The following is an 18,654-nucleotide window of genomic DNA, read 5'->3' as shown; positions in this document are numbered from 1 at the left end:
ACCGACGAGGCGTTCGTCGCGGGGAACATGGGCGGGCAGACGTACGACGCGGGCGTCTACACGTTCCCGAATCGCGCGGGCGAGCAGCCCGACCCGCCGACGCTCGAAACGACGACGGTGCCGACGAGCACCGCGACGGAGACGGTCACGGCGACCGAGACCGCGACGCCGACGGCGACCGACACCACGACGACCGACGAGTCCGGGGTCGGCGTACCCGGATTTGGCGCGTTCGCCGCGCTCGCGGGCGTCTCGGCGGCCGCACTCGCCGCGTGGCGGCGGGACGACGACGCCTGACACGCGAATTTCGAGAGTCGAGGGGACGACTGTACTTTTCCGCGATTCCAGTCGAAACGGACGGGTTCAACACGAACGTTGCCTAGTGTCTCAACCGAAAGTACATCACCCGTCGAGCCCGAAGACCCGATTATGAGCGAGACAGCGGGAGCGGGGAGTCTCCACGAGCGCGTCGAGACGTGGCTCACCGCGCAGATGCCCATCATCAGGAGCCACGGCGGCACCAGCGCCATCCGGAAGGCCGACCCGTCGGACGGCGAGGTCGTCGTCGAACTCGGCGGCGCGTGCTCGGGCTGTGGCATCAGCCCGCGGACCGCCCAGCGCATCAAGATGGACCTCGCCGCGGAGTTCGACGAGGTCGACGACGTGGTCGTCCGGTTCACGGACGGCGACGGCGGCGGCTGGGGCGGCGACCAGCCCGAGAGCTACATGGGCGTCGACCGCAACGAGGGCGGCCGCGGCGGCCGCGGCGAGGGCAGCCCGGACTCCGACTCCCACTTCTAATCAGTCGTCGTCGCTGACGGCGGCCCGGACGCGTTCGGCGACCGAGAGCGCTTTCTCCGAGAGGTCCTCGCTGACGAGTCCCGCGTCCACGCACTCCTGGAGCTCGTCCTCGTCGACGACTTCGACCGTGCCGTCGGCGTGTTTCACGACGTCGACGTGGAGGTCGACGTAGCGCACCGCGTCCGGGAACACCTCCACGGGCGTGGAGATGTTCAGGTACGTGCCCTTGACGTGGCCGTCCGTGCCCTTGTAGACGGTCGGATACCACCAGTTCCCCTCCGTGAATCGCGTAGTGGCGACGTCGCCGCGCTCGCGTTCGACGCCGAGCGCGTCGTAGGCCCCGCCGGGACTCATCTCGCGGCGGACGGTGACGCGGCCGGCATCGCGGTCGCGGTCCGTGACCTCGCCGCGCCCGATGGTGATGAGGCGGCCGTCGGGCTTGCCGTGCTCGATGGCGACGAGGTCGCCCTCGGTCGGCCCGAACTGGTCGGTGACGGCGCCGAACGGGAAGCCGTCGGTGCTCGCGCCGAGCGCCTCCGCGAAGTCGACGGCGCCGCTGGCGGCCTCGCTGCCGGCCTTGATGCGGTGGTGGCCGTCCATCGTCTCCGTGACGGCGCGGCGCGCGTCGTCGAGCGCGAACCGGGAGTCGCGACCGAACCACGCCCAGACGGTGCGCTCGGGCGCGGCGACCCGGTAGGGCGCGGTGTCGCTGGGCGCGGGCGCGTCCGAAATCGCCTCCTCCAGGCGGTTCGCCAGCGAGACGATGTCGTCGAGCGCGTCGCCGAGTGCATCCATGCTCGCGCCGTCCGCGGCGTAGTGCCACTGGACGCCCCACTGGTCGGGCACGTCGGGCGTGAGCAGTTCGGTGGTGCGCGCGAGTTCGTGGTTCCGCGAACCGTCCGGCGTCCCGGCGACGAGCGCGTCCACGCCGCGCTCGAGGCTCGCGAGCCCGCCGATGGCGCGCAGGTCCGTGCCGACGACCGGGCGGTCGTCGAGCCACCACGGGTTCGGGTCGTGGACCTGCACGCGGACGTGGTCGCCCTCTTCGACGTGCTGGTCGGCGGCGTCGAACGGCAGGTAGCCCTCGTGGTCGTCCGCGAGCACGACGACCGCACCACCGCGGACGGTGCGCTCGACGACGCCGTTGAAGATGGCGCCGCGGGCCGCACGGTCCGGCCAGACGAACGTGTCGATGCCGGTGTCCCCGACCACGTCCAGCACGTCCTCGGCGTGTTCGGGCCGGCCGGAGACACCGACCCCCTGTCTGTCGGGCGTCATCGAGACGTCGACGTCGTACTCGGCCGCTTCGAAGTCGGCGTCGAAGCGCTCGCGAATCGGCGGCGACGCGTCCACCACGTCAAAGCCGGCGTCCAGCAGGCGGCGGGTGAGCGCGGTGCTGTAGATGCCGCGGACGCGAACCCGAGTCATTCGAGTTGGCTCCGTTCACCGGCGAAGCGCACCCGGGCGTCGACGGTCGGCCCGAGCGTCAACTCCACCACCGTCGGCTCGCCGGCCGCTTCCTCCAGCACGCGCGCGCCCTCGACGTACGCGCCCCACGTCTCGAAGCGCACGAACCCGCGGATGTCCTCGCTGTGCGTGAACAGGTCGACGTAGTCGAAGTCGTGCTCGGGGTAGTCAGAGCGCGAGTGCGTGAGGTCCATGTCCGAGTAGACGACCGCGCGGCCCTCGAAGAATGACTCGACGCGGCGGGCGTCCGCCCGCGCCTGCTCGGCCACGCTGTCCTCGATTTCGGCGATGTCGTCCCGCGAGAGTCCGGCGTCCCGGAGCGCCGCCCGGGTCCGCTGGTCGAAGAGCATACCCGTCCTTCGACGCGCGGGGTTTTCAGCGTTGCCGCCCAGGAAAACGAATAGCGGAGAGAACGACGATCGACGTGCGTCTCGAAAGCCCTCGGGCGGCTCGCGCACGCTGCACGACATACCGCTCGCTACGCTCGCGATAGGGGTCGTGCAGCGAGCGAGTGAACGCGAGCCGCCCTCGCCCTTTCATCCACCAGGATGAGAGTATCGTCGGCGCTGTCGCTGCCGGCTGTCGAACTCGCAGTAGAAGTCAGTGCGGCGTCAGTCGTCGGCGGCGGCGGGCGTCGGTTCGGCGCTCGCGTTGGGTTCCTCGGCTTCGGCGTCGTCTCGTCGGTCCGATTCGGGTGCTGGGGGCGCGGAGTACAGCAGGCCGCGACTGGGACTGTATGCCATACTCCTGCGGGAGCCCGCAAGCACGCATAAGGCTGCCCCTTAAGGTACTTGTTAACATACAAGGGGCGAGACCTGGTTCCGCGAACACACTCAAGGGGGAGGCCGAGAAACGGGACGCCCATGTCGGCCGAACGAGACCCAGTCCAGCGCGCGAGTGAGGGCGACGAAGACCTCTACGACGTGGCGACCTGGGAGTCGCGGACGGCGCTCGACCGCTTCTCGTCGTGGCTGTACGGCGGCATCGTGACGAGCGCGCGAGCGGGCGTCGTCGCGCTCGCGGTGCTCATCGTCGTCGCGCAGTTCGCGGCGGCGCTCGGCCTGGTGTTCATCGACAGGCCGGTCGTCGCGCTCTACGTCCTGCTGTCGGTCGTGCCCGCGCTCGCGATGGCGGGGTTCGTCTGGAAGGCGGACGCGACCAAGCGGGAGCCAATCGAGTTGCTCGTGGTGACGTTCGCGTTCGGGTTCCTGTTCGCCGGGTTCGCCGCCATCCTGAACACCGTCTTCTCGGGGCTGTTCCTCGGGTCTGTCACGGCGGACGCGCCGCTGTGGATTGCCGTCCTGGCGCCCGCGCTGTACTACTTCCTCATCGTCGGTCCCGTCGAGGAGACCGTGAAGTGGCTCGCGATTCGGCTGTACGCGTTCCGCAGCGACCGCTTCGACGCGGTCGTCGACGGCGCGGTGTACGGCGCGGTCGCCGGCCTCGGGTTCGCTACTATCGAGAACGCCATCTACATCGGCCGCGAGGTGGTGATGGCCGCCAGCGCCACGGGCGGTACCGCGGCCATCGACGTCGGCCTCCAGACCGCCGCAGTGCGCACGCTCGCAGGCCCCGGCCACGTCATCTACTCGGCGTTCGCGGGCTACTACCTCGGGCTCGCGAAGTTCAACCCGGACGACGCCGGCCCCATCGTCGTGAAGGGGCTGGTCATCGCCGCGGTCATCCACGCGACGTACAACACGGTCGTGACGAACCTCGGCATCCTGACGGACACGCTCGGCGTCGCGCCCGGCCTCGCGTTCATCGGATTCGTCGTTCTCTACGACGGCGCGCTGTTCTACGTGCTCTACCGGAAGCTCGTCGCGTACCGCGCGGCCTACGAGCGCACGGGCGCCAGCATGTTCGAGAAATCTGAACCCGAGCACGAGAAGGAGGACGTCGAGTTCCTCATCAGCGACATCGAATCCGAAGACGACCGTCAGTAGGTGTCGAGGCGTTCGACGTACTTCGCGACGACGTCGACTTCGACGTTCACACGGTCGCCGGGCGCGCGCTCGGAGAGCGTCGTGAGTTCGTAGGTCGTTGGCACGACGGCGACCGAGAACGTTCCATTCTCGTCGTCCACATCGGCGACGGTGAGGCTGATACCGTCGAGCGTAATCGAGCCCTTCTGCGCGACGTACTGCTCGTGACCCTCGGGGAGCGCGAACGTGTACGTCCAGTCCTCGCCGACTTCCTCGACGGCGACGACTTCGGTGGTCGTGTCGACGTGGCCCTGCACGATGTGACCGTCGAGGCGGCCCTCGGCGGGGAGCGCGCGTTCGAGGTTGACCTCGTCGCCCTCGCGGACCGAGTCTAAGGTAGTCGCTTCGAGCGTCTCCGTGGCGGTGAACGCCGTAAACCAGTCCGAACCGAACTCTTCGACGGTGAGGCAGACGCCCCCGACGCTGATGCTGTCGCCGTGGCCGAAGCCGCTCAGGTCGTCGGTCGCGATGCGGATGCGGCGGCCGTCGGGCTCGTCGACGACGCGCTCGACGGTGCCCGTCTCCTCGATGATGCCGGTGAACACGCCAACAGATTCGTGATTCGTAACAAAAACGCTGTGGGTTTCGGCACGGGCGGACGGGCTTATGTGGCCCGAGCGCCCACAGACGAGCATGAGACTCCTCGACGCCATCTCGCTGGCCGTCGCGGTGGCGTTCGCCGCGCCAGCCGCGCTGTTCGGCGTCGAAACGCTGCTCGCGGGCGACTCGACGGGGTGGGTGTTCCTCGGCTTCGCCGCGGGCATCATCGCCTTCGAGCAGTACGTGACGATGCCGACGGACGTGCCGATTCTCGCCGCCCAGAAGGCCACGGACGCGGTCGTCGAAGAGCCCGACGAGGAGAATCAGTAGTCGGGTTTCGGGACGACCGAGCGCGGGAAGTCGCCGATTCGCTGGACGCCGTCTTCGGTGGCGACCGCGAGGTCCGCAACCCACACTGTCTTCTCGGCGTCCAATTCTGCACGCACCGCCAGCACCGCGCCCGGTTCGACGATGTCGTCGCCAACAGGGAGTTCGCGGCGTTCGAGGCCGACGCCGTGAACAGTTCCGGTGCCGGCGGTCGGGGGGAAGCCGTACGAGCCGAGTTCCGCCGTCACTTCGTCGGCAGCGGCGTCGACCGTCGTCTCACCGACGTCCACGATGTCGATGCCGGCGTCGACGGCGTACTCGCCGGCGAGCGTCGCGCGGCGCTCCCAGCCGCCGTCGCTGTCCGCGACGAAGGTACGCGCGAGCCAGCCGTAGTAGCCGTCGACTCGTGGACTGACGCGAATCGGGACTGGGTCGCTGGCGGCAATCGACCCCTCTGTATCGACGACGGTTTCGGGGTCCGCGCCGGCCTGCGCCATCGCGGCGTTCGCGGTGCGGCACACGCGCTCGGCGGTCACGTCGCCAGCGTCGTCTGCGAGCGGGTCGTCAGCGGCGTTCGCGAGGAGTGCGGCGGCAGCCGCCATCCCTTCCTCGGCAGCGGCCTGTGCGTCGCGGAGCGCGGCGAGTTCGCTGTCGGTCTTCCGCTCTCTCGCGCGCAAGTGGGCGTCCGTCGAGGAGACGTCGACGCCGGCGTTGTCGAGGTAGAGCGCGGCGTCGTGCGGGAGCGTCCGCGGCGCTAGCACCGCGTCGCCGACGAGGTCGGGGAGGCGCTCGGCGGGCGTCGCTGTGGGGTCGAGAATCCTCGCGTCGTCGTGGACGGAAACGTAGTCGGGGAGCGGGCGCTCGGGGACGACCGCGACGCGGCCAGCGTAGACGACGGCCGCGCGACACGGCAGAGCGGCACCGCTCAGGGCGCGAACGAGCGGGTCGCCGGCCGGGCCGACGAAAACGAAGGCGTCAGCGCTCGCGTCGGCGAGCGCGCTGTCGAGAGCCGCGGGCCGCATTCACGGGAGGTGAACGGGCGTGTCGGCTTCGAGGGCCTCGTCGAGAGAGCGCTCGGTCTGCTCGCCGTACAGCAACACGTCGATGGGGAGCGTCGGGGCGCCGTTGATGAGGTTCTGGAGGAGCACGAGGCGCTCGCGCGCACGGCTCATGCCGACGTAGAACACGCGGCGCTCGTTGTCCGTCAGAATCGGGACGGGGCTCGTCTTGGAGGTGAACTCCACGCCCTCCGGGATGTCCTCGGGGTCGGCGGTCGCGGCCATCTGCTCGACGACCTTCTCGGTGAGGTCCGTCGAGACGAAGACGTGGTCGGCCTCGCGGCCCTTCGCGGAGTGGATGGTGCCGACGCGCACGCGGTCGGGGTCCATGCCGCGATAGTCGCCCTGGAAGTACGCGTCGATGCTGCGGCGCTGGTAGCGCGTGACCTTCCGGAGCATGTCCGCGGCCGCGGACGGGCCGGGCACGAACGGCACGTAGTCGCGGATGAAGTCCGCGGTGAACGTGAGTTCGGTGAGGTCGGTGTCCTCGCCCTGCGCCTCGTCGATGGCCTCCCGGAGGTCGTTGCGCTCGCGGGTGCCGAACGCCGAGTCCTGGAGCATGTCCATCAGGCGGCGGGCCTGCAGGCCGTCGATGGGGTCGTCGTTCTCGAGGGCTTCCACGGCGGAGATGTACTGCTGGAGGCGGTCCGTCCAGAGGCGCTGGTCGGTCAGCGCCTTGAACGGGATGCCCTCGCCGATGAATTCGTCGACGAAGTCGAACAGCTGGTAGCGCGCACGGAACAGCACCATCACGGTCTCGTCGTCGGAGTCCTCGACGGTCCGGCGGACGTTCCGCACGAGGTCGAGCATCGACGGGCTCTCGACGGCCTCGACGCTGCCGCCCTCCTTGCGGGGTTCGAGGTCCTTCTCCTGGCGGGTCTCGATGTGGCTAATCTCCTGTTGGACGACCTTCAGCACTTCAGAGGGCAGTCGGTAGGAGTTCGGGAGCACGACGTCGTCGGTGACCTTCGTGTTCAGCAGGAGTTCGGGGTCGGCGCCCTGCCACGCGTAGACGACCTGGTCGTCGTCGCCCGCGATGAGCACGCGCTCCATGTGGGGCCGCCACTCCTCGTAGACGTCGTACTGGAGGCTGGTGATGTCCTGAAACTCGTCGATGACGAGGTAGTCGACGTCGGGGAGCAGCGAGCGCTGCTGGACGCGCTCGAGCATGTCCGCGAAGCCGACGAGCTCGTTCTCGCCCTTGTACGCGCGCCAAGCCCGAATCGCCTCGGGGATGTCGTAGCGCTCGTCGCTGGACGGCCACGTCGGCGTGTACTTGTTGCCGACCTGCGCGTTCTCGTCGATTTCCGGCGGCAGTCGCACTTCCTCGTCGTTCCAGCGGAACGGGACGTCGTACCAGTCGGCGACGTCGCGGCTGGTTCGCTGGAGCCACTGGGAGGTCGCGATGACCTTGTTCCCGAGCGTGGTCGAGCGCGCGGTGCGCCGCGACCCCGAGGAGTACTCGTCCTCGAAGGGGATGCCGTACTCCTCGCAGAACTCCTCTTTGTCGTCCTCGCCGACGACGTCGCCACGCGACAGCCCGAGCAGCTCGTAGGCTTTGGCGTGCATCGTGGCGACGTTCCCGCGCAGCGAGCGCGGGTTGACGTCGAGTCGCTCGGCGAGCCGTTCGCGGACCTCGGCCGCTGCGGCACGCGTGTACGAGACGACGAGAATGTCGCGTACGTCTACGTCGTCGTCCTCAAGAATTTCCTCGACGTGGTCGAGGAGCGCGGTCGTCTTCCCGCTCCCCGGACCACCGAACAGCCGCGTGACTTCCGGCTCCGAGTCCGTCATTAGACAACTAGAGGAACCGAAACGGTATAAACCGCTTGAAATTCTCCGCTACACAGACAGGACGGAGGGGCTACGTCCGGCGGGTAGACCTCGCCTCCCGTACTTCCGCGCCGTCGCGAATCTTGTCCTCGCAGTTGGGACACACGCGCGGGGCGCCCTGTTCGTTCGGCGTGAACACTCTCGCGTACGCGTCGGTCACGAACGACCCACAGTTCTGGCACTCCGGCATGACTTCACGCCAACCTTTCTCGGGGTTCGTCTTAGGTGTGCTGGCCGTCGAAGGAAGGAAGGCGCCCGACTACGCGGGCGACCAGCCACACACCGTACAGGTTCGCGCGTTGCCGTCGTGGAGCCCACCGCACTCCGGACACTGCTTCTTGTTATAGCTCTCCTCCCACGTCTGTGTCTCGTGGCCGCGGTCTTCGAGGAACTCGTCCAGAAGCGAGTCGTCGTCCGGAGTCGATGCGCTCGACATGATACGTGGTACGCTATGCCATACCACTACTTGAATCTATCGAGGTGACAGCCATGGACAACGTCAGGGCTTCACGAGCACCTTGATGGCCTCGCGCTCGTCCATCGCGCGGTAGCCCTCGTCCACGTCGTCGAGACCGACGGTCTCCGTGAAGATGGGCGACGGGTCCAGCGTCCCCTGCAGGACGTCGTCCATCAGTTCCTCCGCGTACGCACGGACCGGCGCGACGCCGCCGTTCAACGTGATGTTGTCGCTGAACATCGTGAACACGTCCAAGCCTTCCTCGGTGACGCCGTACGGGACGCCGACGTAGCCGACCGTCCCGCCCGGTCGCGCGATGGCGATGGCCGTGTCCATCGCGGACGCGGCGCCGACGCACTCCATGACGTGGTTCGCACCGCCGTGCGTGAGTTCGGTCGCGCGCTCGATTGCCTCGTCGCCTCGCGCCGCGATAGTGTCCGTCGCACCGAACTCCTCGGCGAGTTCGAGGCGCTCCTCGTGGTGCCCCATCGCGATGATGCGCTCGGCACCGAGGCGCTGGGCGGCGAGCACGCCACACAGCCCGACTGCCCCGTCCCCGATGACGACGGCGGTGTCGCCCTCGCCGACGCCCGCGCTGACCGCGGCGTGGTGGCCCGTCCCCATCACGTCCGTCAGCGGCAGCAGCGCTTCGAGCGTGTCCTCGTCGTCCGCGTAGCGGTCCGGCACCCGGACGAGCGTGCCGTCCGCGTACGGGCACTTCACGTACTCGCCCTGCCCGCCACCGTTCTCGCCGCTCCACGACTCCTCCTCCACACAGGACGTGTACAGGCCCTTCCGACAGAACTCGCACTCCCCACAACTAATCGCGAACGGCGCGAGCACGCGGTCGCCGGGCTCGACAGAGGTCACGTCGTCGCCGACCGCCTCGACGATGCCCATCGGCTCGTGGCCGACGCGCGACCCCTCCTCGCGGTCGCTCTCCCCGCGGTAGAACCAGAGGTCCGACCCGCAGACGGCAGTGTGCGTGACGCGGATGACGGCGTCGCTCGGCGACTCGACTTCGGGCTTCGGGACGTCCTCGACGGTAATCTCGCCGGGACCCTGATAGGTTGCTGCGCGCATGGCTACGACTGGGTGCGGAACGCGGAAAAAGCCACCCGGCCGGCGACGGCCTCGCCGACACCGGAACGCTACGTATCCTCCCACTCCTCGCGGAGCAAGCCGTACGTCAGCATGTCGTGGTAGTAGCCGCGGTAGAACGCCGCCTCCCGGCGCGTCCCCTCGTGGGTGAAGCCGAGCGATTCGAGGAGGCCGATGGAGGCGTCGTTGAACGCGCCGACGTGCGCGGTGACCCGTCGCATGTTCAAGTCCTCGAAGGCGTACTGCACGAGGCGACCGGCGGCCTCGCTGCCGTACCCGCGGCCGTGGTACTCCGGGCTGAGGTGGTACGCGAGTTCGACACTCCGCGCGCGGTCGGTCGCCGTCGGCCCGTACTCGGTGGTGGTCAGCGAGACGACGCCGACCGGCTCCTTGTCCACGCAGACGAGACACTTCACGTCCGTCTCCGAGGTGAGCGAGCGCTCGAAGTACGACTCCGCAGTGTCCTCGTTCGCCGGCAGCGGGTCGAGGGCTGGCCGCCACACCTGCGGGTGGTTCAGCCACTCCCGAATCGCGTCGAGGTCCTCGCGCTCGGGCGGCCGGAGCGTGACCGTGTCGCCGCGCAAGAATATCGGCCCGGGCATACGGCCATCACCCGGGACGCGAAGCATAAGCCTTCGGTGGCCGTGCGGCCGCGAGCCCCGCTACAGGTCGTAGAGGTCGGTGTACTTCTCGGTGACGTAGTCCACGAAGTGGTCGGCGCTGTACGCCTCGCCGGTGGCCTCCTCGACGAGTTCGGGCGTCGTGTACTTCGCGCCGTGCTGGTGGACGTGCTCTTCGAGCCAGTCGGCGATGACGTCGAAGTTCCCGTTGCGGACCTTCTCGTCGACGTCACCGACGTCGGCTTCGAGCGCGTCGTAAATCTGGGCGGCGAGCACGCTCCCCAGGGAGTACGTCGGGAAGTAGCCGAAGGAGCCGTGGCTCCAGTGGATGTCCTGCAGGCAGCCCTCCGCGTCGGTGTCGGGGCGGATGCCGAGGTACTCCTCGTACTTGTCGTTCCAGCGCTCGGGCACGTCCTCGACGTCGAGGTCGCCCTCGATGAGTTCGCGCTCGATTTCGAAGCGCACGATGATGTGCATGTGGTAGGTGAGTTCGTCCGCTTCGACCCGGATGAGGTTGTCCTCGTACACCTCGTTGGCGGCCTCGTACGCCTCCTCGGGGGTCGCGTCCTCGATTTGCGGGAAGCGCTCTTTCATCGCGGGCAGGAACTTCTCCCAGAAGACGCGGGAGCGCCCGACGTGGTTCTCCCAGAGGCGGCTCTGGGACTCGTGGACGGTGAGGTCACGGGACTCGCCGAGCGGGTTCCCGTACTGCTCGCGAGGCAGCCCGAGCGTGTAGCGCGCGTGCCCGAATTCGTGAATCGTGGACATCAGGGCGTCCACGGGGTCGTCCTCGCTGAAGCGCGTAGTGACGCGGGCGTCGAACTGATTTCCGGTGGAGAACGGGTGCGGCGCGGTGTCGAGGCGGCCGTGCTCGAAGTCGTAGCCGAGCGTGTCCAGCACGTCCCGGGCGAGTTCCTCCTGCGTGTCAACGTCGAACTCCCCCTCGAAGGGGTCGGCGAGTTCGACGTCGCTCTCGCGGACGTCCTCGATGAGCGGGACGAGCTCCTCGCGGAGGCGTTCGAGCACGCGCTCGGCGGTGTCGAGGTCGAGGTACGGCTCGTAGTCCGCGAACAGCACCTCGTAGGCGTCCTTGTCGGGGTCGATGTGCTCGGCGTACTCCTTCTTGAGTTCCACGAGGTCCTCGAGAATCGGCGCGAAGACGGAGAAGTCGTCCTCTTCTTTGGCTTCCTTCCACTTCGGGAGCGCCTCGGAGGTGGTCTCAGAGATTTCGGCGACGAGTTCGCTGGGCACGCGGTCGGCGCGCTCGTATTCGCGTCGAATCTCGCGGACGACGGCGGCCTGCTCGTCGTCGAGGTCCGCGTCCTCGAGTTCGTCCAGCCACTCCCCGACCTTGTCCTCGGTGAGGAGGTCGTGGGACAGCGAGGAGAGCGCGGACTTCTGCTTCGAGCGGGCGGGCGTGCCGCCCTCCGGCATCATCACTTCCTGGTCCCAGGAGAGCAGGCTGTTCGCGTCGTTGACGTTCGAAATCTGTTCGTAGTGGTCGAGGAGGTCCGCGTAGGCGTCGGGAGTCTCCTCGGAGGCCTGCGTCGACATACCCTAGGCGTACGCGGCGTGGCCTATCAGGATTGCCCTCCTGGAACTGCGTGGCCTCCCTCAGGTCGGCCACGCTCCTGCAACGTGCTCGTACGCCCGCCGACACCGCGCGAGCACGTCCAGCGAGACGCTCTCGTCGGCCGTGTGCGCCTCGCCCTGCTCGGCCGGCCCGCAGACCAGACAGGTCGTCCCCGCGGCCGCGAGCCAGCCCGCGTCCGTCGCGTGGGGCTTGGCGACGTGCTTGCCAGCGCCGTCCTGTACGTCCTGCACGACGTCGAGCACGCCGTCGGCGAACCTGGGGTCGTCGCAGGCCATCGGCGGGAGGTCCTGGTCGACCGTCCACGAGACGCCGTCGACGGCTTCGACCGCGCCGACGTCCGCACGCTCGCCCGGGACCGTGCGCTCGTCGACCGTGACCTCGCAGGACTCGGGAATCACGTTCCACGCCGTCCCACCCTCGATTTCCGTGACGGCGACACTCCCCGCGAGGTGCTGCCCGAGCACGTCGGCGTCGGGCGCGTCGAGATCGCGGAGCACGTCCACCGCGTCACAGGCACGGTAGACCGCGTTCTCTCCCGATTCGACCTCGCTGGCGTGCGCGGCCTCGCCGGCTGCCGTGACGGTGCTCGCGCGGCGGCCCTTGTGCGCGACGGCGACGTCGAGCACGCCGGCTTCGGAGTATCCCGTCGACCCCTCGCCGACGACGGCGTAGTCGGGTGCGAACCCCTCGTCGATGGCCTGCTGGACGCCCACCCCGCCCAACTCCTCGCCGACGAACGACGCGAACGCGAGCGGGCCGCCGGGCTCGGTGTCCCGGAACGCCAGCAGCATCGCCGCGACCGCGCCCTTCATGTCCGCGGTGCCGCGGCCGTAGAGGCGGCCGTCCTCCTCGTAGACGACGTAGTCGCCGTTTTCTGTCTGTGATTCGTCCGGCGGTACGACGTCGTGGTGGCCGACGAGCGCGAGGCTGTCGCCGTCGGCGTCCGGGTTGCGCCACGCGATGACGTTCCCGGCGTCGTCGCGCCCCACGTCGGCGTCGGTGTGCTCGCGGAGCCACGACGCGATGCCGTCGCCGGCGGCGGTCTCGTCGTCGTGGCTCGGAATCGAGACGAGGCGTTCGGTGAGGTCGCGGAGTTCGCCCATCACGCGGCCCGACGCGTTCGAGGGGTTAGTCGGCTTCGGCGGGCGCGAGATTCCCGAGAGTCACGGCCCGCACGGGGACGGCAGCGGGCCGAGGCAAGTACCCTTATCAGTACGCCGCGACTACGCCGAGGTAACATGAACATCGTGCCCGACACGAGCGTCGTCGTCGACGGCCGCATCTCTCAGCGGGTCGAGGACGGCGAGTACGAAGGCGACACCGTCTACATTCCGGAGGCGGTCGTCGGCGAGGTCGAAGCGCAGGCGAACAGCGGCCGACAGACCGGGTGGGACGCCCTGGAGGAGCTCCAGCGGCTCGTCGAACTCGCGGACGACGGCAAAATCAGCATCAAGTACGTCGGCGAGCGCGCCGGCGAGGAGGACATCCAGCGCGCGGCGGCGGGCGCCATCGACGCCATCATTCGGGACGTGGCGATGGAGCACGACGCGCGCCTGCTCACCAGCGACATCGTGCAGGCGGAGGTCGCGAAGGGGAAGGGCATCGACGTGGAGTACCTCGAACCGCTCGAGCGCGAACTCGGCGAACTCGGCCTGGAGCAGTACTTCGACGAGCTCACGATGAGCGTCCACCTCAAGGAGGGGATGGTGCCGATGGTCAAGCGCGGCGAGGTCGGCGAAATCGAGTACCAGTCCACCGGCGACGAGGAAATCGACCGCGAGACCATCGAGGAGTACGCCAACGAAGTCGTCACGACCGCGAAGCGCGCCGACGACGCGTTCGTCGAGCTCTCCGAGGAGGGGATGACCATCGCGCAGGTGCGGGACATGCGCATCGCCATCTCGCGGCCGCCGTTCTCGGAGGCCGTCGAAATCACCGCCGTGCGCCCCATCGTGAAGACGACGATGGAGGACTACGAGCACGCCGACGAACTCCGCGAGCGGCTGCTCGAACGGGACCGCGGCGTGCTCATCGCGGGCGCGCCGGGCGCCGGGAAGTCGACGTTCGCGCAGGCCGTCGCGGAGTTCCTCTCCGAGCACGACAACGTCGTGAAGACGATGGAGAAGCCCCGCGACCTGCAGGTCGGCAAGGAGGTCACCCAGTACACGGAGCTGGGCGGCGAGATGTCCAAGACCGCCGACTCGCTGCTGATGGTGCGGCCGGACTACACCATCTACGACGAGGTCCGGAAGACCGACGACTTCGAGGTGTTCGCGGACATGCGGCTGGCGGGCGTCGGCATGGTCGGCGTCGTGCACGCGACGCGACCCATCGACGCGCTCCAGCGGCTCGTCGGCCGCGTGGAATTGGGCATGATTCCGCAAATCGTGGACACCGTCGTCTACATCGAGGAGGGCGACGTGGAGACCGTCTACGACGTGACGACGGAGGTGAAGGTGCCCGAGGGCCTCATGGAGGAGGACCTCGCGCGCCCGGTCATCCAGGTCAAGGACTTCGCGACCGGGACGCCCGCCTACGAGATTTACACGTTCAACCGCCAGGTCGTCACGGTCCCCCTCGAGGAGACCGAGGAGACCCCCGAGTCCGGCGTGGACAAACTCGCGAAGCAGGAGGTCGAACGCGAGATTCAGTCCGCGACCCGCGGCCCCGTCGAAGTGGACATCCGCGGGCCGAACGAGGCCGTGGTGTACGTCTCCGAGGACGAAATCAGCCACGTCATCGGGAAGGGCGGCGGCCGCATCTCGGACATCGAGGACCGCCTTGGCATCAACATCGACGTGCGCACGCTCGGCGAGCGCACCACCGAGACCGCGGGCGGCGGGAGCAGCGAGCAGGAAGCCGGCCAAATTGTGACCCCGGAGGTCACGTCCCGGCACATCATCCTGCCGCTGTCCGGCGACCGCGCGGGCGAGACCGTCGAAGTGCAGGCCGACGGCGAGTACCTATTCACGGCGACGGTCGGCCGCGGCGGCGACATCCAGGTCTCGCGAGGGTCGGCCATCGCTGAGGAACTAGAGCGCGCCATCGACCGCGAGCGGACGATTACGGTCGTGCCGAACGAGTAAGGAGTTCAGGCGGCTTCGGCGTCGGCGGACGCGTCCTCGCTTTCCTTCTCGTGAGTCAACTGGTAGAGGCTCTGGCGAGCGTCGGCGAAGTAGATGTCCTCGTCGACGACGCCGCGGTCTTCGAGCCGTTCGAGCGCGTACCGGACGGTGCGCGCGGAGAGCATGGTTTCCTCGACGATTCGCTTCTGGGTGAGGGGGCCGTCGTACTCGAGCACCTTGTAGACGAGCTTGGCGCTCGGCGGGAGGTCCTCCAGCACACTGTCGTCTTCAGCCATCATTACGTTTCGAAACACTCCACGCGCTTAAAAGTGCGGGAGGCGCTCCCACGGACCACTGACGGCGGAACCGGCCGTGCTGCAAGCGAACACCTTTTGACCGCGGCTCCCGGACGTGTGGGTATGACAGAAACCGTGGACCCGACGGCTGCTCACCGGCGCAGCCTGAAGGTGACCACAATCGCCACCCTCGGCGGCGTCGCTGCGGCGTTCGCCTCGGAGGCGGTCGTCGCCGACGCGACCAGCCGCACGGGGCTGCTCGTGTTGCTCGCCGTGGTCGCCGTCGAACTCGGGCTGATGCGCGTCGCCGGCGTCGACGTCACCGACTTCTCGGCGAAAGACCACCTCTACGTCGGCTTCATGTCGTTCGCCCTCTGGTTCATCACGTGGGGCGTACTGCTCTCCGAAGGCATCACCTTCTAACGATGGCCGAGGACAGCATCGCGGTCGTGGACCTGGACAGGTGCCAGCCCGACCGTTGTAACTACGAGTGTTCGAACTACTGCCCGCCGAACCGGACGGGCAAGGAGTGCATCACCCTCCGCGGGGAGGAGGCCGAGGACGGCGACCCCGACCAGATTCGCATCTCCGAGGAAATCTGTCTCGGGGAGACCTGCGGCATCTGCGTCGAGAAGTGCCCCTTCGACGCCATCGAAATCATCAACCTCCCGCAGGAACTCGAAGACGAGCCAACCCACCGCTACGGCGAGAACGCGTTCTCGCTGTACGGTCTCCCTGTTCCGGAGTCCGGGAAGGTTACGGGCCTGCTCGGCCCGAACGGCATCGGGAAGTCCACCGCGGTGAAGATTCTCGCCGGCGAAATCACGCCGAACCTCGGCCGCCACGAGGACGAACCGTCGTGGGACGAGGTCGTCGACGAGTACCGCGGCACGGAACTCCAGGACTACCTCGAAGCCGTCCGCGCCGGCGACGTCGAAGTCGCGCGCAAACCCCAGTACGTCGACCAGATTCCCGACCAGTTCGACGGCACCACGCGGGAACTTCTCGAACGCACGGACGAGCGCGGCGTCCTCGACGACCTGGTCGACCGGCTCTCGATTCGCCCGGTCATCGACCAGTCCATCGAATCGCTCTCCGGTGGGGAGCTCCAGCGGGTCGCGCTGGCGGCGGCGCTCGCCCGCGACGCGGACTTCTACTTCGTGGACGAACTCACGCCGTACCTCGACATCGGCCAGCGCGTCACCGCGGCGCGCATCGTCCGCGAACTCGCCGAAGAAGAGGACAAGGCCGTGCTCGTCGTCGAACACGATCTCGCCGTGCTCGACCTGCTCGCGGATTCCATCCACGTCGCGTACGGTGAACCCTCCGTGTACGGTGTCGTCACGCCGCCGAAGAGCGTGCGCAACGGCATCAACGAGTACCTGAAAGGGTACCTCGACAACGAGAACATGCGCATCCGGCCGGAGGCCATCACGTTCGAGGAGCACGCACCCCGGGAGGCCTCCCGCGAAGAGACGCTGGTCTCCTACCCGGACCTCACGAAGTCCTACGGCGAGGGCGAATTCACGCTCACCGTGGACGGCGGCGACATCCACAGCAACGAAGTGCTTGGTGTCGTCGGCCCGAACGGCATCGGGAAGTCCACGTTCGCCCAGATTCTCGCGGGCGACCTCGACCCGACGACCGTCGACGGCGAAGAGGGCGCGGACCTCGACGTCGGGCTGGACATCGCGTACAAGCCCCAGTACGTCGAGGCCGACCAGCACATCCGCGTTGACGCGTTCCTCTCCTCGATTACCGACGACTTCGGGACGAGCTACTGGAACACCGAAATCGGCGACCCGCTCCAACTGGACCCGATTCTCGAGCAGAACCTCACGGACCTCTCCGGCGGGGAGCGCCAGCGCGTCGCTATCGCCGCGACGCTCTCGAAGGACGCCGACCTCTACCTGCTGGACGAGCCGAGCGCGCACCTCGACGTCGAGCAGCGCGTGCTCGCGACCCGCGCCATCCGGCGGTTCGCGGAGAACCGCGAGACCACCGTGATGGTCATCGACCACGACATCTACATGATAGACCTCGTGAGCGACCGCCTGATGGTGTTCGACGGCGAGCCCGCCGAACACGGCCGCGCCTCGACCCCGCAGCCGATGCGCTCGGGCATGAACGAGTTCCTCGCGAACCTCGACGTGACCTTCCGCCGCGACGAGAACCTCGGCCGCCCGCGCATCAACAAGCCCGGCAGCCAACTGGACAAACAGCAGAAGCGCGAAGGCGAGTACTACTACACTACCGAGTAGCGCGCCGGCGCACCACTTGCGGTTTTTTGTAGCAGGTCTTTGCGAGAGGCGTCGCCGCGCGCAGTTCTTCCCGGCTAGGTTTCGACGAGCATTCACTCTCCGAGTGGCGTGTTCCGCCCGGACAGCCGCTTAACCCGACTTAATCGGCGTTAATTGTACGGAAGTCGCGTGCACGGTCCCGCGGGTATAAGCCACGGGACGCCCAACGACCGACCGAGATGAAAGCGACCGTACTGCTCGTGACTGCACTCCTCGTCGTCGGCGCCGCTGCGCCGATGGCCGTCGCCGCGTCGACGACCGACGGACCGGCAGCGACCGAGTCCGTGGCGGTGCAGGACGAGGACGCAGCGAACGAGACCGACAACGAAACCGAGACAGCGCCCGGTGCCCAGCTCGCCGGCGTCGTCGACGTACAGGGCGCCGAAGTCGAGGGTGAGGTCGAGCGGCGGTCGTTCGGCCTGCAGGTCGCAGCGGCGAAGTCGAACGCCTCGAAGGCGTCAGTCGTCGCCAACCACACGCAGACCCTCGACCAGCGCCTCGCAGACCTCCGGGAGCGCAAGCAGGAATTGGAGACAGCCCGCGAGAACGGGAACATCTCCACGGGGCGCTACCGCGCCGAGATGGCGGGACTCGCCGCCCGGATTTCGACGCTCCAGTCGATGACCAACGAGACCGCTGAAACCGCGCGTAGCCTGCCCGAGGAGGCGCTCGCCGAACGCGGTGTGAACGTCTCCGCGCTCGAACGCCTCCAGACGTCCGCGAGCAACCTTTCCGGCCCCGAAGTCGCGGCTATCGCCCGGAGCATCGCCGGTGCACCGGGGAACAACAGCACGGGACCGCCGTTCGGGAACGGCATGGCCGGCCCACCGGTCGACACGCCAGCGACCCCCGGTGACGACGAGAACGAAACGGCCGACAACGAGACGAGTCCCGGTGAGGGCGCGCCCGACGACCCCGGGAACGGTCCCGACGCACCCGGTAACGAGGACGGCGACGACGAAAACGAGACAGCCACCAGCCCCGGTGAGGGTGACACACCGGGAAACTCGTTTGGCGCGTCCGGTAACGGACCGGGCGTGAACGAGACCAACGAGACGAGCGACGAACCCGGGCCGCCGAACGACCCCGGGAACGGCAACGGCCCGCTCATCGACCTGAGCGTGCTCACCTCGCTGCTCCCCTGACCAGGTAATACGGTCGCAGTCGGCTCTTCTTCGCGCTATTCACCGAACACGAAGTACGGCAGAGT

At 68.1% G+C, this 18,654-nt stretch carries 21 protein-coding genes; 8 read left to right on the top strand and 13 right to left on the bottom strand.

The window, feature by feature from the left end:
* The first annotated feature begins 27 nt into the window (after positions 1-27).
* Both LPA46_RS00345 and LPA46_RS00340 read left to right on the top strand, forming a co-directional pair.
* Entirely contained in the window at positions 28-297 is a 270-nt protein-coding gene (locus tag LPA46_RS00345; RefSeq protein ID WP_230890904.1) for a PGF-CTERM sorting domain-containing protein, read from the top strand.
* 132 nt (positions 298-429) lie between these two features.
* Entirely contained in the window at positions 430-801 is a 372-nt protein-coding gene (locus tag LPA46_RS00340; protein WP_230890625.1) for a NifU family protein, read from the top strand.
* Here LPA46_RS00340 and LPA46_RS00335 read toward each other — a convergent pair whose 3' ends face one another.
* The 3 genes from LPA46_RS00335 to LPA46_RS18735 form a co-directional block, all read right to left on the bottom strand.
* Positions 802-2,229 (bottom strand): DUF402 domain-containing protein, encoded by a 1,428-nt coding sequence (locus tag LPA46_RS00335; protein ID WP_230890903.1) that lies wholly within the window; start codon positions 2,227-2,229, stop codon positions 802-804. It lies immediately after the preceding gene.
* On the bottom strand, positions 2,226-2,618 hold the full coding sequence (locus LPA46_RS00330; RefSeq protein ID WP_230890902.1) for a DUF7532 family protein: 393 nt from the start codon (positions 2,616-2,618) through the stop codon (positions 2,226-2,228). Before LPA46_RS00330 ends, LPA46_RS00335 begins: the two co-directional genes overlap by 4 nt.
* A gap of 261 nt (positions 2,619-2,879) precedes the next feature.
* The gene (locus tag LPA46_RS18735; RefSeq protein ID WP_269073533.1) at positions 2,880-3,011 is read right to left on the bottom strand and encodes a hypothetical protein; all 132 of its coding nucleotides are present in this window, start codon (positions 3,009-3,011) and stop codon (positions 2,880-2,882) included.
* A gap of 120 nt (positions 3,012-3,131) precedes the next feature.
* Between LPA46_RS18735 and LPA46_RS00325 the strand changes: the two genes are divergently transcribed.
* Positions 3,132-4,214, top strand: coding sequence for a PrsW family intramembrane metalloprotease (locus LPA46_RS00325; RefSeq protein ID WP_230890901.1), 1,083 nt, complete (start codon positions 3,132-3,134; stop codon positions 4,212-4,214).
* Here LPA46_RS00325 and LPA46_RS00320 read toward each other — a convergent pair.
* The gene (locus LPA46_RS00320; RefSeq protein ID WP_230890900.1) at positions 4,208-4,798 is read right to left on the bottom strand and encodes a riboflavin synthase; all 591 of its coding nucleotides are present in this window, start codon (positions 4,796-4,798) and stop codon (positions 4,208-4,210) included. The genes LPA46_RS00325 and LPA46_RS00320 overlap by 7 nt on opposite strands.
* An 88-nt stretch (positions 4,799-4,886) precedes the next feature.
* Between LPA46_RS00320 and LPA46_RS00315 the strand changes: the two genes are divergently transcribed.
* Positions 4,887-5,123: a DUF7533 family protein gene (locus LPA46_RS00315; protein ID WP_230890899.1), complete on the top strand. Its 237-nt coding sequence runs from the start codon at positions 4,887-4,889 to the stop codon at positions 5,121-5,123.
* Here the strand turns inward: LPA46_RS00315 and LPA46_RS00310 are convergent.
* The 8 genes from LPA46_RS00310 to LPA46_RS00275 form a co-directional block, all read right to left on the bottom strand.
* Complete coding sequence (locus LPA46_RS00310) at positions 5,117-6,142, bottom strand: M24 family metallopeptidase (protein WP_230890898.1); 1,026 nt, start codon at positions 6,140-6,142, stop codon at positions 5,117-5,119. The two genes, LPA46_RS00315 and LPA46_RS00310, sit on opposite strands and share 7 nt — an antisense overlap.
* A complete protein-coding gene (locus tag LPA46_RS00305; protein ID WP_230890897.1) occupies positions 6,143-7,972 on the bottom strand; it encodes a UvrD-helicase domain-containing protein in 1,830 nt (609 codons plus the stop codon).
* A gap of 70 nt (positions 7,973-8,042) precedes the next feature.
* Complete coding sequence (locus tag LPA46_RS00300) at positions 8,043-8,201, bottom strand: DUF7563 family protein (protein WP_169793378.1); 159 nt, start codon at positions 8,199-8,201, stop codon at positions 8,043-8,045.
* A gap of 69 nt (positions 8,202-8,270) precedes the next feature.
* Positions 8,271-8,447 (bottom strand): HVO_0416 family zinc finger protein, encoded by a 177-nt coding sequence (locus tag LPA46_RS00295; protein WP_169793377.1) that lies wholly within the window; start codon positions 8,445-8,447, stop codon positions 8,271-8,273.
* 63 nt (positions 8,448-8,510) lie between these two features.
* Positions 8,511-9,551 (bottom strand): zinc-dependent alcohol dehydrogenase family protein, encoded by a 1,041-nt coding sequence (locus LPA46_RS00290; protein WP_230890896.1) that lies wholly within the window; start codon positions 9,549-9,551, stop codon positions 8,511-8,513.
* Positions 9,552-9,619: 68 nt separating this feature from the next.
* Entirely contained in the window at positions 9,620-10,171 is a 552-nt protein-coding gene (locus LPA46_RS00285) for a GNAT family N-acetyltransferase (protein ID WP_230890895.1), read from the bottom strand.
* Positions 10,172-10,231: 60 nt separating this feature from the next.
* The gene (locus LPA46_RS00280) at positions 10,232-11,743 is read right to left on the bottom strand and encodes a carboxypeptidase M32 (RefSeq protein ID WP_230890894.1); all 1,512 of its coding nucleotides are present in this window, start codon (positions 11,741-11,743) and stop codon (positions 10,232-10,234) included.
* 60 nt (positions 11,744-11,803) lie between these two features.
* Positions 11,804-12,886: a M20 family metallopeptidase gene (locus LPA46_RS00275; protein ID WP_230890893.1), complete on the bottom strand. Its 1,083-nt coding sequence runs from the start codon at positions 12,884-12,886 to the stop codon at positions 11,804-11,806.
* Positions 12,887-13,021: 135 nt separating this feature from the next.
* Between LPA46_RS00275 and LPA46_RS00270 the strand changes: the two genes are divergently transcribed.
* Positions 13,022-14,869, top strand: coding sequence for a PINc/VapC family ATPase (locus tag LPA46_RS00270; RefSeq protein ID WP_230890892.1), 1,848 nt, complete (start codon positions 13,022-13,024; stop codon positions 14,867-14,869).
* Between the two features lie 5 nt (positions 14,870-14,874).
* On the opposite strand, the gene LPA46_RS00265 is transcribed toward LPA46_RS00270, so the two are convergent.
* Positions 14,875-15,144: a winged helix-turn-helix transcriptional regulator gene (locus LPA46_RS00265; protein WP_442908202.1), complete on the bottom strand. Its 270-nt coding sequence runs from the start codon at positions 15,142-15,144 to the stop codon at positions 14,875-14,877.
* A gap of 123 nt (positions 15,145-15,267) precedes the next feature.
* On the opposite strand from LPA46_RS00265, the gene LPA46_RS00260 reads away from it, so the two are divergent.
* From LPA46_RS00260 to LPA46_RS00250, 3 genes are all read left to right on the top strand, one after another.
* A complete protein-coding gene (locus LPA46_RS00260) occupies positions 15,268-15,567 on the top strand; it encodes an EMC6-like membrane protein (protein WP_230890612.1) in 300 nt (99 codons plus the stop codon).
* 2 nt (positions 15,568-15,569) lie between these two features.
* Entirely contained in the window at positions 15,570-17,405 is a 1,836-nt protein-coding gene (locus tag LPA46_RS00255) for a ribosome biogenesis/translation initiation ATPase RLI (protein ID WP_230890890.1), read from the top strand.
* A gap of 218 nt (positions 17,406-17,623) precedes the next feature.
* Positions 17,624-18,589, top strand: coding sequence for a hypothetical protein (locus tag LPA46_RS00250; protein ID WP_230890889.1), 966 nt, complete (start codon positions 17,624-17,626; stop codon positions 18,587-18,589).
* The last annotated feature ends 65 nt before the right edge of the window (positions 18,590-18,654 follow it).

The sequence above is a fragment of the Halobacterium sp. KA-6 genome (assembly GCF_021029015.1).
Classification (GTDB): Archaea; Halobacteriota; Halobacteria; order Halobacteriales; family Halobacteriaceae; genus Halobacterium.
This window is presented reverse-complemented; position numbering and strand designations above follow the sequence as displayed.

Excerpts from the sequence above, each read along its gene's own strand:
- LPA46_RS00250 (WP_230890889.1), top strand. The coding sequence starts at position 17,624 with ATGAAAGCGACCGTACTGCTCGTGACTGCACTCCTCGTCGTCGGCGCC.
- LPA46_RS00315 (WP_230890899.1), top strand. The coding sequence starts at position 4,887 with ATGAGACTCCTCGACGCCATCTCGCTGGCCGTCGCGGTGGCGTTCGCC.
- LPA46_RS00275 (WP_230890893.1), bottom strand. The coding sequence starts at position 12,886 with ATGGGCGAACTCCGCGACCTCACCGAACGCCTCGTCTCGATTCCGAGC.
- LPA46_RS00285 (WP_230890895.1), bottom strand. The coding sequence starts at position 10,171 with ATGCCCGGGCCGATATTCTTGCGCGGCGACACGGTCACGCTCCGGCCG.
- LPA46_RS00255 (WP_230890890.1), top strand. The coding sequence starts at position 15,570 with ATGGCCGAGGACAGCATCGCGGTCGTGGACCTGGACAGGTGCCAGCCC.
- LPA46_RS00335 (WP_230890903.1), bottom strand. The coding sequence starts at position 2,229 with ATGACTCGGGTTCGCGTCCGCGGCATCTACAGCACCGCGCTCACCCGC.
- LPA46_RS00300 (WP_169793378.1), bottom strand. The coding sequence starts at position 8,201 with ATGCCGGAGTGCCAGAACTGTGGGTCGTTCGTGACCGACGCGTACGCG.
- LPA46_RS00290 (WP_230890896.1), bottom strand. The coding sequence starts at position 9,551 with ATGCGCGCAGCAACCTATCAGGGTCCCGGCGAGATTACCGTCGAGGAC.
- LPA46_RS00345 (WP_230890904.1), top strand. The coding sequence starts at position 28 with ATGGGCGGGCAGACGTACGACGCGGGCGTCTACACGTTCCCGAATCGC.
- LPA46_RS00260 (WP_230890612.1), top strand. The coding sequence starts at position 15,268 with ATGACAGAAACCGTGGACCCGACGGCTGCTCACCGGCGCAGCCTGAAG.
- LPA46_RS00295 (WP_169793377.1), bottom strand. The coding sequence starts at position 8,447 with ATGTCGAGCGCATCGACTCCGGACGACGACTCGCTTCTGGACGAGTTC.
- LPA46_RS00270 (WP_230890892.1), top strand. The coding sequence starts at position 13,022 with ATGAACATCGTGCCCGACACGAGCGTCGTCGTCGACGGCCGCATCTCT.
- LPA46_RS18735 (WP_269073533.1), bottom strand. The coding sequence starts at position 3,011 with ATGGCATACAGTCCCAGTCGCGGCCTGCTGTACTCCGCGCCCCCAGCA.
- LPA46_RS00265 (WP_442908202.1), bottom strand. The coding sequence starts at position 15,144 with ATGGCTGAAGACGACAGTGTGCTGGAGGACCTCCCGCCGAGCGCCAAG.
- LPA46_RS00280 (WP_230890894.1), bottom strand. The coding sequence starts at position 11,743 with ATGTCGACGCAGGCCTCCGAGGAGACTCCCGACGCCTACGCGGACCTC.
- LPA46_RS00310 (WP_230890898.1), bottom strand. The coding sequence starts at position 6,142 with ATGCGGCCCGCGGCTCTCGACAGCGCGCTCGCCGACGCGAGCGCTGAC.
- LPA46_RS00325 (WP_230890901.1), top strand. The coding sequence starts at position 3,132 with ATGTCGGCCGAACGAGACCCAGTCCAGCGCGCGAGTGAGGGCGACGAA.
- LPA46_RS00305 (WP_230890897.1), bottom strand. The coding sequence starts at position 7,972 with ATGACGGACTCGGAGCCGGAAGTCACGCGGCTGTTCGGTGGTCCGGGG.
- LPA46_RS00330 (WP_230890902.1), bottom strand. The coding sequence starts at position 2,618 with ATGCTCTTCGACCAGCGGACCCGGGCGGCGCTCCGGGACGCCGGACTC.
- LPA46_RS00340 (WP_230890625.1), top strand. The coding sequence starts at position 430 with ATGAGCGAGACAGCGGGAGCGGGGAGTCTCCACGAGCGCGTCGAGACG.